This is a genomic window from Sulfitobacter sp. 1A12157, assembly GCF_043557345.1.
Taxonomy (GTDB): Bacteria; Pseudomonadota; Alphaproteobacteria; order Rhodobacterales; family Rhodobacteraceae; genus Sulfitobacter.
This window is the reverse complement of the sequence record NZ_JBIFFV010000002.1, coordinates 258,132-273,113: the sequence shown is the minus strand read 5'-3', so window position 1 is coordinate 273,113 and position 14,982 is coordinate 258,132. Positions and strand designations below refer to the sequence as shown.

Annotated in this window: 13 protein-coding genes; 7 read left to right on the top strand and 6 right to left on the bottom strand. The window is 61.6% G+C overall.

The genetic code is table 11. The annotated features are described in order from the left end of the window. Positions 1-213 precede the first annotated feature (213 nt). A complete protein-coding gene (locus ACGYLC_RS05270) occupies positions 214-1,308 on the top strand; it encodes a carboxynorspermidine decarboxylase (protein ID WP_394422041.1) in 1,095 nt (364 codons plus the stop codon). 19 nt (positions 1,309-1,327) lie between these two features. After that, positions 1,328-2,569: a saccharopine dehydrogenase NADP-binding domain-containing protein gene (locus tag ACGYLC_RS05265; RefSeq protein WP_394422040.1), complete on the top strand. Its 1,242-nt coding sequence runs from the start codon at positions 1,328-1,330 to the stop codon at positions 2,567-2,569. A gap of 66 nt (positions 2,570-2,635) precedes the next feature. Here the strand turns inward: ACGYLC_RS05265 and ACGYLC_RS05260 are convergent, their stop codons facing one another. Next, complete coding sequence (locus tag ACGYLC_RS05260) at positions 2,636-2,833, bottom strand: CsbD family protein (RefSeq protein ID WP_394401683.1); 198 nt, start codon at positions 2,831-2,833, stop codon at positions 2,636-2,638. Positions 2,834-2,958: 125 nt separating this feature from the next. Continuing rightward, positions 2,959-3,720, bottom strand: a complete 762-nt coding sequence (locus tag ACGYLC_RS05255; RefSeq protein ID WP_067267283.1) for an NAD kinase — start codon at positions 3,718-3,720, stop codon at positions 2,959-2,961. 181 nt (positions 3,721-3,901) lie between these two features. Here ACGYLC_RS05255 and glyA point away from each other — a divergent pair, with 181 nt between their 5' ends. Together glyA and ACGYLC_RS05245 are read left to right on the top strand one after the other, a co-directional pair. Beyond that, positions 3,902-5,179: a serine hydroxymethyltransferase gene (gene glyA / locus ACGYLC_RS05250; protein ID WP_394422039.1), complete on the top strand. Its 1,278-nt coding sequence runs from the start codon at positions 3,902-3,904 to the stop codon at positions 5,177-5,179. 275 nt (positions 5,180-5,454) lie between these two features. Continuing rightward, positions 5,455-5,853, top strand: coding sequence for a cupin domain-containing protein (locus tag ACGYLC_RS05245; RefSeq protein ID WP_394401691.1), 399 nt, complete (start codon positions 5,455-5,457; stop codon positions 5,851-5,853). 18 nt (positions 5,854-5,871) lie between these two features. On the opposite strand, the gene ACGYLC_RS05240 is transcribed toward ACGYLC_RS05245, so the two are convergent. Beyond that, positions 5,872-6,246, bottom strand: coding sequence for a hypothetical protein (locus ACGYLC_RS05240; protein WP_394422038.1), 375 nt, complete (start codon positions 6,244-6,246; stop codon positions 5,872-5,874). Positions 6,247-6,300: 54 nt separating this feature from the next. Here ACGYLC_RS05240 and ACGYLC_RS05235 point away from each other — a divergent pair, with 54 nt between their 5' ends. Then, complete coding sequence (locus tag ACGYLC_RS05235; protein ID WP_394422037.1) at positions 6,301-7,086, top strand: alpha/beta fold hydrolase; 786 nt, start codon at positions 6,301-6,303, stop codon at positions 7,084-7,086. A 156-nt stretch (positions 7,087-7,242) separates the two neighbouring features. Next, positions 7,243-10,602 (top strand): carbamoyl-phosphate synthase large subunit, encoded by a 3,360-nt coding sequence (gene carB / locus ACGYLC_RS05230; protein ID WP_394422036.1) that lies wholly within the window; start codon positions 7,243-7,245, stop codon positions 10,600-10,602. Positions 10,603-10,656: 54 nt separating this feature from the next. On the opposite strand, the gene ACGYLC_RS05225 is transcribed toward carB, so the two are convergent. The 3 genes from ACGYLC_RS05225 to ACGYLC_RS05215 are packed head-to-tail and all read right to left on the bottom strand — an operon-like array spanning position 10,657 to position 13,432. Further along, entirely contained in the window at positions 10,657-11,220 is a 564-nt protein-coding gene (locus ACGYLC_RS05225) for a TadE/TadG family type IV pilus assembly protein (RefSeq protein WP_394422035.1), read from the bottom strand. Further along, positions 11,217-11,747 (bottom strand): TadE/TadG family type IV pilus assembly protein, encoded by a 531-nt coding sequence (locus ACGYLC_RS05220; protein WP_394401702.1) that lies wholly within the window; start codon positions 11,745-11,747, stop codon positions 11,217-11,219. The genes ACGYLC_RS05225 and ACGYLC_RS05220 overlap by 4 nt, the downstream gene beginning before the upstream one ends. After that, positions 11,744-13,432, bottom strand: coding sequence for a pilus assembly protein (locus tag ACGYLC_RS05215; protein WP_394422034.1), 1,689 nt, complete (start codon positions 13,430-13,432; stop codon positions 11,744-11,746). Before ACGYLC_RS05215 ends, ACGYLC_RS05220 begins: the two co-directional genes overlap by 4 nt. Before the next feature lie 415 nt (positions 13,433-13,847). Between ACGYLC_RS05215 and ACGYLC_RS05210 the strand changes: the two genes are divergently transcribed. Beyond that, positions 13,848-14,972, top strand: a complete 1,125-nt coding sequence (locus ACGYLC_RS05210; protein WP_394422033.1) for a beta-ketoacyl-ACP synthase III — start codon at positions 13,848-13,850, stop codon at positions 14,970-14,972. Positions 14,973-14,982 lie beyond the last annotated feature (10 nt).

Below are 14,982 nucleotides of genomic sequence, written 5' to 3'. Positions count from 1 at the left end.
ATGGCGATGGACCTTTGCCTGTCCGGCGCTACAGTTACCCCACAGAAACGCGCGCGCAGACCAGCCCGCGCGTTTTTTACAATTGCGTTGCTTGCGCAAAATATGCGAAGCGCCCCCGGAAATGCCCCCTGGCGGGGCCAACCACGACAGCACATTCAGTGGGTCTTTTCCCTCCCGGAGCTTGCCCTCCGGCCGCGCAGAAAGGTTTTCGACGTGCAGACACCCTATTACCTGATCGACAAGGCCAATCTCCGCGACAATATGGAGAAGATCGCCCGCCTCCGCGCGCTTTCCGGTGCGCGTTGCCTGCTGGCGCTGAAATGCTTCGCCACATGGTCGGTCTTTGACTTGATGTCCGAGTATATGGACGGCTCAACTTCCTCGTCGCTCTATGAGGTGCGACTGGGGGCCGAGAAATTCCCCGGCGAGACCCATGCCTATTCCGTCGCCTATGCCGAACATGAGATCGACGAGGTGCTAAGCCATGCCGACAAGATCATCTTCAACTCCATCGGCCAGCTCGACAAGTTCGATGCGCAATCCGCAGGCCATGTCCGCGGGCTGCGGGTGAACCCCGGCGTTTCCACCTCGGACTTCGACCTCGCCGACCCGGCCCGTCCGTTCAGCCGTCTGGGCGAGCATGAGCCTGCGGCGATCGACGCGGTTGCGGATCGGATCAGCGGGCTGATGTTCCACAACAACTGCGAGAATGACGACTTCGCCCGTTTCGACGAGATGCTGACCCTGATCGAAGAGCGCTTCGGCGCGGTGCTGCATAAGATGGAGTGGATCAGCCTTGGCGGCGGCATCCATTTCACCGGCGAGGGCTATCCGCTCGACGATCTGGCGCTGCGGCTCAAGGCCTTTGCCGACCGCTTTGGCGTGCAGGTCTATCTGGAGCCCGGCGAGGCCGCGATCACCGGCGCGGCGACGCTGGAGGTCACCGTGCTCGACACGATGTACAACGGCAAGAACCTTGCCATCGTCGACAGTTCCATCGAGGCGCATATGCTCGATCTGCTGATCTACCGCGAGCCAGCGAAGGTCAGCCCTGACAGCGGTGACGACGAATGGATGATCTGCGGCAAATCCTGCCTTGCGGGCGATATCTTCGGTGAATTTCGCTTCGACGCGCCGCTGAAGGCAGGCGACCGGCTGTCGTTCCAGGATGCGGCTGGCTACACGATGGTCAAGAAAAACTGGTTCAACGGCGTCAAGATGCCCGGCATCGCGCTGCGCGAGTTGGACGGAACCACCCGAATGGTGCGCGATTTCGACTATGACGATTTCGCCGCCGCCCTGTCGTGACAAGAAAGAGGTCAACACTATGAAACGCAATGTTCTTATCATCGGCGCGGGCGGCGTCGCACAGGTTGTGGCGCATAAATGCGCGCAGAATAATGACCGTTTGGGTGACTTGCATATCGCCAGCCGCACGGTTTCCAAATGCGAGGCAATCATCGCCAGCGTGCATGAGAAAAACGCGATGAAGCAGGATGGCGTCTTCAAAGCGCATGCCGTCGACGGGATGGACAGCAATGCCGTGGCCGCCCTGATCAAGGAGACCGGCTGCCAGATCGTGATCAACGTGGGCTCTCCCTTCGTGAACATGACCGTGCTGCAGGCCTGCATCGACACCGGGGCCGCCTATATCGACACGGCGATCCACGAAGACCCGAGCAAGATTTGCGAGACCCCGCCGTGGTACGGCAACTACGAGTGGAAGCGCCGCGAGGCCTGTGCCGAAGCGGGCGTGACCGCGATCCTCGGCGCTGGCTTCGATCCGGGCATGGTCAACGCCTTTGCGCGTTTCGCCGTCGATGAGTTCATGGATGAGGTCAAATCCATCGACATCGTCGACATCAACGCCGGCAACCACGGCAAGTATTTCTCGACCAACTTCGACCCTGAGATCAATTTCCGCGAGTTCACCGGCACGGTCTACAGCTGGCAAGAGGGCGCGTGGCAAGAGAACAAGATGTTCGAAGTGGGCCGCGAATGGGACTTGCCCGTGGTCGGCAAGCAGAAAGCCTATCTGTCGGGCCATGACGAGGTGCATTCGCTCTCGGCCAACTACCCGCAGGCCGACGTGCGCTTCTGGATGGGGTTTGGCGATCATTACATCAACGTCTTCACCGTGCTGCAAAACCTCGGGCTGCTCTCCGAACAGCCGGTCACCACTGCCGAGGGGCTTGAGGTTGTGCCGCTGAAGGTGGTGAAAGCCGTGCTGCCCGACCCGTCGAGCCTTGCGCCCAACTACACCGGCAAGACCTGCATCGGTGACTTGGTGAAAGGCGTGAAGGACGGCGAAGAGGTCGAGGTCTTTGTCTATAACGTGGCCGATCACAAGGACGCCTATAACGAAGTGGGCAGCCAAGGCATCTCCTACACCGCGGGCGTGCCGCCGGTGGCCTTTGCGATGCTGATCGCCGATGGCACCTATGACACCGCCACCATGGTCAATGTCGAAGAGCTGGACCCCAAGCCCCTGTTCGCCTTGCTGGATGATATCGGTCTGCCCACCCGCGTCAAAGACGACAAGGGCGACCGCGCTTGGCACGAGGCTTGAGCCTCTCCTGAAACGCAAAAGGCGACCCGCACGGGGTCGCCTTTTTTTTAAGTCTGCCGACGAATATCAGTATTTCGCGGCGAAGTCATCGACTTGACGCTCGGCCTCGTCTTTGGCGATGCCATAGCGTTCTTGGATTTTGCCCACCAGCTGCTCGCGGTTGCCACGAGATTCGGTGATTTCGTCATCGGTCAGATCGCCCCATTGCGATTTCACCGCGCCGGTCATCTGCTTCCAATTGCCTTCGATACGGTCCCAATTCATCTCAGGTCTCCTTTCTTCGGCTGTTAAGATGCGGGGGGATCCCGCTCTTGCAGGTTCAACGCAGGCGCGAAGTTTGGGTTCCGGCAGGGCGCGAGGTGCGGCGGAAAGGCGCCGCCCCCCCCGGGTCAGTTGAATTGTTCCGAGATCAACCGCTCTTCCAGCCCATGGCCGGGATCGAAGAGGATCCGGTGGCTGACACTGGGGTCTGACGAGACTTCGACCGTCGTTACATCGCGGTGCGACTGGCCGTCGGCATCGGCCATCACGGGGCGCTTTTGCGGCTCTTGCACATCGAAACGCACCGTGGCCCGTTTCGGCAGCAACGCCCCCCGCCAGCGGCGCGGGCGGAAGGCGGCGATGGGGGTCAGGGCCAAGACATCCGAGCCAATGGGCAGGATCGGCCCATGGGCGGAGTAGTTATAGGCGGTGGAGCCAGCAGGGGTCGCCACCAACGCCCCGTCGCAGACCAGTTCCTCCATCCGCTGGCGCCCGTCTATCGTGATGCGCAGCTTGGCCGCCTGCGGCCCCGCGCGCAGCAGGGACACCTCATTGATTGCCAGCGCGGTCGAGATGGTCCCGTCAATATGCGTGGCGCGCATGACCAACGGGTTGATCACCGCCTCTTCCGCCGCCGCCAACCGCGCTTGCAGGTCGCCCTCGCGGTAGGCGTTCATCAAAAAGCCGATGGTGCCGCGGTTCATCCCATAGACCGGCGCGTCCATGTCTTGGGTGCTGTGCAGCGTATGCAGCATAAACCCGTCGCCCCCAAGCGCCACGATCACCTCGGCCTGACGCAGTGGCACATCGCCATACCGCCCGATCAGGGCGGCCCGCGCCGTCTGTGCCACGCTGGCCCGGCTGGCCACAAAAGCGATCTTTAAGGACATGTCAGCAGGCTCATCCCGGCGAAGTTTCCGATCATCGGCGTTTGAGGCCAAAACAATCACATTATTCCGAGCGCCACCAGTGTTGACGCACATATCTTGCAACCTGTCGGTTTACAGCCTTCACCTCGGCCCGCGTTTCCGATAGGCAACACGCGAAACCAGCTCCAATGAGGATCCCCTGATGTCCGATTTCTTCACCAAATCTCTCGCTGATTCCGACCCCGCCCTCGCCGCTGCGATCAATGCCGAACTGGGCCGCCAGCGCGACGAGATCGAGTTGATCGCCAGCGAGAACATCGTTTCGGCTGCGGTGCTTGAGGCGCAGGGCAGCATCATGACCAACAAATACGCCGAAGGCTATCCGGGCCGCCGCTACTATGGCGGGTGCGAGCATGTCGACGTGGCCGAGAACCTTGCCATCGAACGCGCCTGCGCGCTGTTCGACTGCGCATTCGCCAATGTCCAGCCGAACTCCGGCAGCCAAGCGAACCAAGGTGTCTTCACCGCGCTGCTGCAACCGGGCGACACCATTTTGGGGATGAGCCTTGATGCCGGGGGACACCTGACCCACGGGGCCAAGCCGAACCAGTCGGGCAAATGGTTCAACGCCGTACAATACGGTGTGCGCAAACAAGACAACCTGCTAGACTATGAGCAGGTCGCCGAACTGGCGGCTGAGCATCAGCCCAAGATGATCATCGCCGGTGGCTCTGCCATCCCGCGCCAGATCGACTTTGCCAAGATGCGCGAGATTGCCGACAGCGTGGGCGCCTATCTGCTGGTCGACATGGCGCATTTCGCGGGGCTTGTGGCGGCGGGCGAGCATCCCTCCCCCTTCCCTCATGCGCATGTGGCGACGACCACGACCCACAAGACCCTGCGCGGCCCGCGCGGCGGCATGATCCTGACCAATGACGAGGCGATCTCGAAAAAAATCAACTCCGCCATCTTCCCCGGCATTCAGGGCGGCCCCCTGATGCATGTGATCGCAGCCAAGGCCGTGGCCTTTGGCGAAGCGCAGCAGCCCGAGTTCAAAGCCTATGCCAAACAGGTCATCGCCAACGCGCAGGCGCTGTCGGATCAATTGATCAAAGGCGGCCTTGATACCGTGACCCATGGCACCGACACCCATGTGGTGCTGGTCGATCTGCGCCCCAAAGGCGTGAAGGGCAATGACACCGAGAAGGCTCTGGGCCGGGCGCATATCACCTGCAACAAGAACGGCGTGCCCTTTGACCCGGAAAAGCCGATGGTGACAAGCGGCATCCGTCTTGGCTCCCCTGCAGGCACGACACGCGGCTTTGGTGAGGCCGAATTCCGCCAGATCGCCGATTGGATCATCGAAGTGGTCGACGGGCTGGCGGCCAATGGTGCCGATGGCAATGCCGAGGTCGAGGCCAAGGTGAAAGCCGAGGTCGAAGCGCTGTGCCAGCGTTTCCCGATGTATCCGAACCTGTAAGCAATTTGGCCCTCGCAGCGATGCGGGGGCCACTTTACCCTCAGGCCGGGCGGCGCCTGACCGCGGGTGGGCATCGCAACCTGCGTTCCTACCCCTTTATTTCTCAACCATGATGTGCGGTCAAGGTGATGTGCCCGGCAGCAAAAGCGCCCGCACATGGGGCGGTCGGGCGCTGCCCGGCGGCGCAAAGCGCCTTGATTGCGGGCGATCATCGCCAGACACCCCCCTTGCCGATCCCCCTCCCCGCGCCACATTCTCTCGCAAAGGAGAACCGCATGATCATTCACCCCAAGGGCAGCCGCCCCTCTGAACCCGGCCCTGACGATTACTTCACCGGAGAGGTCGAGATGGCCCCGCTGATCTCGGCCCCGGCGCCTGCCCGCTTGCGCGGCGTGACGGTGACCTTTCAGCCCGGCGCGCGCACGGCGTGGCATGTCCACCCTCTTGGCCAGACCCTGATCGTCACCGAAGGCACAGGCCGCGCCCAGACCGAAGGCAGCCCGGTGCAAACGCTGAACAAAGGCGATGTCGTCTGGTTCGGCCCCGGAGAGAAACACTGGCACGGGGCCGCGCCCGACAGCGCCATGACCCATATCGCCCTGCAAGAAGCACAGGTCGGTGAGGCGGTCGAATGGATGGAGAAAGTCTCGGACGCGGATTACGACCCGGCCTAAGCCCTTGGGCGCGGCGGCTTACACGTAGCCGCGCCACCAAAGCCAGATCACAAAGCCTGCGAAAACCACCAGAATGTTAAAGGCCACCCCGGCCAGACGGTCAAGGATGATGCCGCGCCGCCGGGCTTTGGGGTCGATCTCTTTCAAATGCGCCGTAACCCGATTGAAGGCGGCCCAGACCGGGGCATCTTCCAACTGGCGGGCGATATGGGGATTGGCGACCAGATACTCGGTCTTGCTCAGCAACACCCCATCGCTGCGAATGCCGCGCGGCAGTTCCGGCCCGGCGCGGTGAAACGCCTGACGCAGATCGCGGGCCTTGATGCGGAGCCTGTCCTCGAACAGGGGGCGCAGCGCCTCGGCGCGGGTGTCGAAATCTTCGCGGTCAATCATGGGCGCATCTAATCGCTCTGGCCCCCGGGCTGCAATGCCCTTAAATTTGCCCACATGTTAAATTACTCCGAATATGGCGAAGCCGCCACCGACCGCCCTACCCTGCTTATCGTCCATGGCCTCTATGGCTCTGGCCGCAACTGGGGCGTGATCGCCAAACGGCTTGCGGACGCGCGTCATGTCGTCACCGTCGACATGCGCAACCACGGCGGCAGCCCGCATCACGACACCCACAGCTACCCCGAAATGGCGCAGGATCTGGCCGAGGTGATCACGCATCTGGGCGGCCCGGTGGACATTTGCGGCCACTCCATGGGCGGCAAGGCGGTGATGATGCTGGCGCTGACCCGGCCCGAGCTGCTGCGCCGCGTGATCGTCGCCGACATCGCGCCCGTCGCTTACGGCCACACGCAACAGATGTTCATCGACGCCATGCGCGGCGTGGACCTAAGCAGGGTCGAGCGCCGCTCTGACGCCGAGGCGCAATTGGCCGAGGCGGGGGTGGAGCGCGCCTTGCAGAGCTTTTTCACCCAATCGCTCGACCTGCCCGGCAAGCGCTGGCGGCTGAACCTCGACGCGCTTGAGGCGGAGATGCCCAAGATCGTCGGCTGGCCCGAGGATGTGACCGGCCAGTTCCCGGGGCCGACCCTGTTTCTGTCGGGCGGCGCCTCGGACTATGTACAGCCCGAACACCGCGAGCCGATCAAGGCGCTGTTCCCACAAGCGCGCTTTGCCAAAATCCCCGGCGCGGGGCATTGGCTGCACGCAGAGAAACCGCGCGAGTTCGAAGCCACGCTGCGCATCTTTCTAAACGCCGAAGGCGCCGCGCCTGTGGTCTGACCGCTTCGGCCCTGTCAGATCGCCCCAGCACAGCGCCCGCAAGGGTTGAACAGGCGCCCCCGCCCTTATTTATGGGGCCGTTAAAGCCATTCCCCCCTTGCAGCCCGTGCCGCCATCCCTATAAGGCAGGACAATTTGCAAAATTAGGGGGCCGCCATGCCGAAACGTACCGACATCCAGTCGATCATGATCATTGGTGCGGGGCCGATTGTCATCGGACAAGCCTGCGAGTTCGACTATTCCGGCGCCCAAGCCTGTAAAGCGCTGAAAGAGGAAGGCTACCGCGTCATCCTCGTCAACTCGAACCCCGCCACGATCATGACCGATCCCGGGCTCGCCGATGCCACCTATATCGAGCCCATCACGCCCGAAATCGTCGCCAAGATCATCGAGAAAGAGCGCCCCGATGCGCTGCTGCCCACCATGGGCGGCCAGACCGGCCTCAACACCTCGCTGGCGCTCGAAGAGATGGGCGTGCTGGAGAAATTCGGCGTCGAGATGATCGGCGCCAAGCGCGAAGCCATCGAGATGGCCGAAGACCGCAAACTCTTCCGCGAGGCGATGGACCGTCTGGGCATCGAAAACCCCAAGGCCACCATCGTCACCGCGCCCAAGCGCGAAGACGGTAAGAAAGACCTCGCCGCAGGCGTGAACCTTGCCCTCGAGGCGCTGGAATATGTGGGCCTTCCGGCGATCATTCGCCCTGCCTTCACCATGGGTGGCACCGGCGGCGGCGTGGCCTACAACCGCGAGGATTACGAATTCTACTGTCGTTCGGGTATGGATGCCTCGCCGATGGGCCAGATCCTCGTCGACGAGAGCCTGCTGGGCTGGAAGGAATACGAGATGGAGGTGGTGCGCGACACCGCCGACAACGCCATCATCGTCTGCTCGATCGAGAACATCGACCCGATGGGCGTACACACCGGCGACAGCATCACCGTGGCCCCCGCGCTGACGCTGACGGACAAAGAATACCAGATCATGCGCAACCACTCCATCGCGGTGCTGCGCGAGATCGGGGTGGAGACCGGCGGCTCCAACGTGCAATGGGCCGTAAACCCCGCCGATGGCCGCATGGTGGTGATTGAGATGAACCCGCGCGTCAGCCGCTCCTCGGCGCTGGCGTCCAAGGCCACGGGTTTCCCCATCGCCAAGATCGCCGCGAAACTCGCCGTGGGCTTCACGCTGGATGAGCTCGACAACGACATCACCGGCGTCACGCCCGCGTCCTTCGAGCCGACCATCGACTATGTGGTCACCAAAATCCCGAAATTCGCTTTCGAGAAGTTCCCCGGGGCCGAACCTTACCTCACCACCGCGATGAAATCGGTGGGTGAGACTATGGCCATTGGCCGCACCATTCACGAGAGCCTGCAAAAGGCGCTGGCGTCGATGGAATCGGGTCTCACAGGCTTTGACGAGGTGGAAATCGCCGGTCTCAACAAAGACCTGCCCGGCGATGCGCCCGAGAATATGGCCGCACTTATCAAAGCCGTGTCGGCGCCCACGCCCGACCGGATGCGCACCATCGCGCAAGCGATGCGCCACGGCATGTCCGACGACGATCTGCACGCGCATACGATGTTCGACCCGTGGTTCCTTGCCCGCATCCGTGAGATCATCGAGGCCGAGGAAGGCGTTCGCGCGCATGGCCTGCCGAGCGACGCCGATACCTTCCGCGAATTGAAGATGATGGGCTTCACCGATGCCCGCCTCGCCATGCTGACTGACGGCCGTGAGGCGCAGGTCCGCGACGCGCGGCTGGCACTTGGCGTCAAGGCCGTGTTCAAACGCATCGACACCTGCGCCGCCGAGTTCGAGGCACAGACGCCTTACATGTATTCCACCTATGAGACCCCGCTGATGGATGAGGCGGAATGCGAAGCGCGGCCCTCGGACCGCAAGAAGGTCGTCATCCTCGGCGGCGGCCCGAACCGGATCGGTCAGGGCATCGAGTTCGACTATTGCTGCTGCCACGCCTGCTACGCGCTGACGGATGCGGGCTATGAGACCATCATGGTCAATTGCAACCCCGAGACGGTTTCGACCGACTATGACACCTCCGACCGCCTCTATTTCGAGCCGCTGACCTTTGAGCACGTGATGGAGATCCTGCGCGTCGAGCAGGAGAACGGCACGCTGCACGGCGTCATCGTTCAGTTCGGCGGGCAGACCCCCTTGAAGCTTGCCAATGGTTTGCAAGAAGCGGGTATTCCGATCCTCGGCACCACGCCCGACATGATCGACCTGGCCGAAGACCGTGAGCGTTTCCAGCAGCTTGTGCTGAACCTCGGCCTGAAACAGCCGCGCAATGGCATCGCCCATTCCGATGCGGAGGCGATGGAAATCGCCAAGGAGATCGGCTTCCCGCTGGTGATCCGCCCTTCCTACGTGCTGGGCGGCCGTGCGATGGAAATCGTCCGCGATCAGGCCAGCCTTGAGCGCTACATCACCAATGCCGTGGTGGTCTCGGGCGACAGCCCGGTGCTGCTCGACAGCTACCTGTCGGGCGCGGTGGAGCTTGATGTCGACGCGCTCTGCGATGGTGAGAATGTCCATGTCGCGGGCATCATGCAGCATATTGAAGAGGCGGGCGTCCACTCCGGCGACAGCGCCTGTTCGCTGCCGCCCTACTCCCTCCCGCGCGAAGTGATCGAAGAGGTCGAAGAACAGACCCGCGCGCTGGCCAAGGCGCTCAACGTTGTGGGCCTGATGAACATCCAGTTCGCGGTGAAGGACGGCGAGATCTACCTCATCGAGGTCAACCCCCGCGCCTCGCGGACCGTGCCCTTCGTGGCCAAGGCGACCGACAGCGCCATCGCCTCCATCGCCGCGCGGATCATGGCCGGCGAGCCACTGTCGAACTTCCCGCAGCGCCCGCCCTACCCCGATCAGGCCGCTTATGAAGACACGCTGCCCCTGGGCGATCCGATGACGCTGGCCGACCCCAATATGCCTTGGTTCTCGGTCAAAGAGGCGGTGCTGCCCTTTGCCCGCTTCCCCGGCGTCGACACGCTGCTGGGGCCGGAAATGCGCTCCACCGGCGAAGTCATGGGCTGGGACCGCGACTTCCCCCGCGCCTTCCTCAAGGCGCAGATGGGCGCGGGCAACCCGCTGCCGCGCAAGGGCTGCGCCTTCCTGTCAGTCAAGGATGCGGATAAGGGCCAGAACATGCTGGAGGCGGCGAAGATCCTGCTGGACCAAGGCTTTACCCTCATCGGCACCCGCGGCACGGCGGAATGGCTCACCGCCAATGGCCATGCCTGCGATGTGGTGAACAAGGTCTACGAAGGGCGCCCCGACATCACCGATATGATGAAGAACGGCGATGTGCATCTGGTGATGAACACCACCGAAGGGGCGCAGGCGGTCGAAGACAGCAAGTCGATCCGCTCTATCGCGCTTTACGACAAGATCCCCTATTTCACCACCGCCGCAGGCGCCCATGCCGCCGCCTTGGCGATCAAGGCGCAGGCCGAGGATGCGATCGGCGTGAAAGCGCTTCAGGGATAAGAAAAAGGGGCTGCCCATCGGGCGGCCCCTTTCGCATCTGGGCATGATGCCCGCCTAGCTGATGATGCACCTGACCCAGCAAAGCTGAGGCGCGAAACGCATCCGCGTGGCATGCGAGACGTTGACCTCCGTGCCCTCCAAACCGATCTGCGCAATCGGCTCGTGCATGAAAGAGGTCTCGACCAGCACCAGACGGTCACCATTGGCCATCAGCGGCACCCGGTCGCGCGAAAGCCCCGCGATGAAGTCGAGGTCAAGCAGGCTGTCCAGTCCGATGCCTTGAGAGAAATCCACCGCCAAAATCCGGCGGGTCAGACTGTCGCAATTCAGAATGCAGCGCACCTGCGTGACGCGCAGAGAGACTTCGTAACCGGTGAGCTGCTTTGCCACCGATTGCAGGCCCAAAAGGTCAGCGGCGTTGATCGGCGTCGTCTGCCGCGACAGGCTGTCGGCGATGACGGCGGTGGCATCGGTCGCCATTCCGCGCACCCGAAAGGCATCGGTAAAGGTCAGCATCGCCATGATCGACCAGACCAGCAGCGGCAGCAGAACCAGAAAGGCAATCGTCTGGCTGCCCTCTTCGGACCGGATGAAACGTTTGAACACCATTCCCGTCATCCGCGCGGCTCCGTCACGAAGGCAGTGGTGACCCGCACGCCATATGTGCCATCCGACCCTTCGGGTAATTTCCGGCCCAAGCCGGTCCCCGGCAAAAGCGGATCGAACAGACGGCAGACCCGCATCATCATCAGGTTGTTCTGCTGGCCGGGCAGAAAGCCATTTGCCGGGTCGAAATCCTCATCCCGGTCAACACAGGGCGCAGGCCCGCCCAAGTCGGCCCAATCGGCGATCGGCATGGCGCGCATCTCGATCCGGATATTCTCGATGCAGCCCGCATCGAAAACCGACCGCTCGCAAATCAACGCCTTCATCGCGTCATAGCCTGGCACAGAGCCGGTGGCCAAACGCACGTCCCGTACCGCCAAATTCGTGGCACGGCGCAGCATGATCTCACGCGCGCTCCACAGCCCCGTCTCCAGCGCGAGGAAGAAGAAGTAAAAGACGAGCGGCAAGAGAATGACGAACTCGATGGTGACGCCGCCCGCCTCGGACCGGCGAAAGCGGTCTTTGACGAAGCGGATCATTTGGTCAGCCTCAGCATGGAGATGGACGCCGCGATCATGTCAAATGCGGTTTGGATCTCCAGACCATGAACGTCGAAGTAATGGGCCTCGGAAGAGGCGCAGTCTTTCAACAGGTTGAGGGAGTTGGTGTTATCGACATCCATGCCGATGGAATAAATGACGACCCCTGCGCTATTGGCGAGGCCGCAAATCTGGCGCAGGCGGCGGTCTTTTTCACCGGCGTCGACGGTCCATTGCATGCTGTTGCGGAACAAGGACGCACGCGACCCCCAGTACCAGCTCCAATTGTAGCGCCGCCCATACATGTTGTAGCCGTAGTAATAAGGCGACATTTCCGCCCAGACCTCAGGCCAATCTAGGCGTTCTTCCTCGCTCCTGTTTCCATAGCGATAGCTGGAATTGTTCGCGATGGTATCGTCGTCCCACATCCGTTGGTTGCCGAATGGATGCTCTGCGTAGAAGTAGGATTCAGGGTAAGCTCTGTCATCGTCATTCTCGTAATAGCTTTCTGAGGAAATGACCGAATAATAGGTGTTGCCGCGATAGGTTGTCTTGATCAGGTCTGATTCCCCAGAGGCATATTGGGATCTTAGGCGATATTCCTCGCGATTCTCCCCGTCGGTCATCAGCACCAGAACCTTCATGCTGTTGTCGGCATCATAGGGATGGGGGCGGCCCCGGAAGGCCGCATCGATTTGCCCCGAGGCGATCAATCCGGAGACCGGGTTTTGCGTCGAAGGGTCAAGCAACGCCAAGCCCCATTTCGCCCCCATATCGATCGAGGTGGACCCCAGAGCCGTGAGCGCCGAAATCTGCGCTTTCAGCGCTTGGATCGAACTCGACAAGGGCGTGATCGCGAAACCGGCATCAAAGCGACAGACCCATTGACCGGAAGTCGGATATGAGGCCGACTCATTCCCGATCAGGAAATGCCCTGTCCGTTGCAACTCTGCGCTCGTGCTGATCCCGAGACGGCTGAAATCATCCGCATCGAAATCCACGCAATGCGAATAATTATGCTCTGACGTCACCGCATACTGACCAAGCAACGCCGAGCCGGGGTTCACCTTGGTCGAATAAGGGACAATCGAAATCGACACCCGCCCCTCTTCGGAATCGCTTAGGATCGTTTCAACGAAATCGCTGGCCGCGTTCTTGAGCAGGTCAAGTTTGACCATCCGGCTACGGTCGCTGGTTCTTTCCCCCATCGACCCCGAGACATCCAGCACCAGCGAAATCTCGATATCCTCCACCCGCTCGGTCGCCTCGGAGCTGATCGTCATCCCGAGTGAATCAATGTCGAAAAACCGGAAGAAATAGGTGTTCAGCCCGGCGGGGAGCGAGGCTTCGACGGTGCGCCCCACCAGAATGCCGCCGATCTTTTCTTCGCTCGAAGCGATCACCACCTCGGAGGCATCAAGCCCCGCTGAGGTCAGATAGCTGCGCACGACCTCTTCCGGGTCGAGGTCTTGCGACAGGCTGGCCGCGGCCAGTACAGCATTGTCGAGATGGGTCTGAAAGGTGGTCCGCGTCCGCTCGTGGTTGGCCAGATCCACGGCCAGCCCGCCAAAGATCGTAATGCCGAAAAACACGATCAACATGAGGACCAGCATACCGCCGGCCTCGTCCTTGCGAAAACGCTCTGCCCACGCGCAAAACATTCGACCAATCATACTGCGCCTCATGACACCTCTCTTTTTCGGAGGTTGAATCCTCAAGCACATTCTGTGCTTTAGGCTGCGGCATCCGCGGATCGTGGGCCTGTACATCACGCGCCGGAGGGGTCGCTGCCTTTAAAAATCGTGTCTGTTTTTGTTCAATTAATAATTGCTAATGACCGATCACTGCGCGCTTCCGGTTGTATAGTCAAGTCAGCGCGCGCGGGCCGGGGCGATCAAACCTTCCGACTGTAGCGGCATTCACACGTCTGCCCCGTCAAAGCCGTGGCAAGTCCTGTGCGGTTTCGCTAAACTATGGAACCCGCACCTTGCTGCCCCCTGCATCAAAGTGCACCGACATGACAACGGCCCTTGCAATTCGTCCGGGGCTGCTCAGCTTTACTAGACCAGCCATGCCGTTGGAGAGAAAGGGATCACAGCGATGTATCAAGCCGCCATCACCGGTACGGGCGTTTTCACGCCGCAGCAAACCATCACCAACGCCGAACTGGTCGAAGCCTTCAACGCCTATGCCGACCTCTACAACGCCGAGAATGCCGAGGCAATCGAAGCGGGCACCCTAGAGGCCAAGGCGCATTCCTCGGAAGAGTTCATCGTCAAAGCCAGCGGCATCGAGCAGCGCTATGTCATGGATAAATCCGGCGTGCTGGATCCCAATGTGATGCACCCCCTGCTGCGCCAGCGCGCGGATGAGGAACCTTCCCTCATGGCTGAAATGGCCATTGATGCCGCGCAAAAAGCGCTTGCCGCCGCGGGAAAGACCGCGGCGGATGTGGACGCGGTGATCTGCGCCGCTTCGAACTTAGAGCGTGCCTATCCCGCCGTGGCCATCGAGATTCAGGAGCTTCTTGGCGTGAAGGGCTTCGCCTTCGACATGAACGTCGCCTGTTCTTCGGCCACTTTCGGCATCCAGGCGGCAGCGGATATGATCCGCTCCGGCTCCATCCGTTCTGCCCTCGTGGTGAACCCCGAGATTTGCTCCGCCCACCTCGAATGGCGTGACCGCGATTGCCACTTCATCTTTGGCGACGTGGCCACCGCCACGCTGCTGGAACGCGCCGAAGATGTCGACGGCCCCTGTTTCGACGTCATCTCGACCCGCTGCGCGACCGAATATTCCAACAACATCCGCAACAACAACGGCTTCCTCCGCCGCTCCCGCCCGGACGGGCTGAGCGACCGGCGCGATATGCAGTTCATGCAGAATGGGCGCAAAGTGTTTAAGGAAGTTTTACCCATGGTGGCCGACCATATCGGCGGGCATATGGCCGACAACGGGCTGGAATCCGCCGACCTCAAGCGCATTTGGCTGCATCAGGCGAACAAGTCGATGAACGATTTCATCGGGCGCAAAGTGCTGGGGCGTGAGCCTGAGCCGGGCGAACAGCCCAACATTCTGCAGGACTACGCCAATACCTCCTCCGCCGGGTCGATCATCGCTTTCGCCAAGAACTCCGACGATCTGGAAGACGGCGACACTGGGCTGATCTGTTCTTTCGGGGCGGGCTATTCCGTGGGCTCCGTCATCGTCAAAAAGCGCGGCTGACGCGCAACGC

Coding starts and splice junctions, on each gene's coding strand:
- glyA (WP_394422039.1), top strand. CDS start 3,902: ATGTCCGATTTCTTCACCAAATCTCTCGCTGATTCCGACCCCGCCCTC.
- ACGYLC_RS05240 (WP_394422038.1), bottom strand. CDS start 6,246: ATGATTGACCGCGAAGATTTCGACACCCGCGCCGAGGCGCTGCGCCCC.
- carB (WP_394422036.1), top strand. CDS start 7,243: ATGCCGAAACGTACCGACATCCAGTCGATCATGATCATTGGTGCGGGG.
- ACGYLC_RS05255 (WP_067267283.1), bottom strand. CDS start 3,720: ATGTCCTTAAAGATCGCTTTTGTGGCCAGCCGGGCCAGCGTGGCACAG.
- ACGYLC_RS05265 (WP_394422040.1), top strand. CDS start 1,328: ATGAAACGCAATGTTCTTATCATCGGCGCGGGCGGCGTCGCACAGGTT.
- ACGYLC_RS05235 (WP_394422037.1), top strand. CDS start 6,301: ATGTTAAATTACTCCGAATATGGCGAAGCCGCCACCGACCGCCCTACC.
- ACGYLC_RS05210 (WP_394422033.1), top strand. CDS start 13,848: ATGTATCAAGCCGCCATCACCGGTACGGGCGTTTTCACGCCGCAGCAA.
- ACGYLC_RS05215 (WP_394422034.1), bottom strand. CDS start 13,432: ATGAGGCGCAGTATGATTGGTCGAATGTTTTGCGCGTGGGCAGAGCGT.
- ACGYLC_RS05245 (WP_394401691.1), top strand. CDS start 5,455: ATGATCATTCACCCCAAGGGCAGCCGCCCCTCTGAACCCGGCCCTGAC.
- ACGYLC_RS05220 (WP_394401702.1), bottom strand. CDS start 11,747: ATGATCCGCTTCGTCAAAGACCGCTTTCGCCGGTCCGAGGCGGGCGGC.
- ACGYLC_RS05260 (WP_394401683.1), bottom strand. CDS start 2,833: ATGAATTGGGACCGTATCGAAGGCAATTGGAAGCAGATGACCGGCGCG.
- ACGYLC_RS05225 (WP_394422035.1), bottom strand. CDS start 11,220: ATGACGGGAATGGTGTTCAAACGTTTCATCCGGTCCGAAGAGGGCAGC.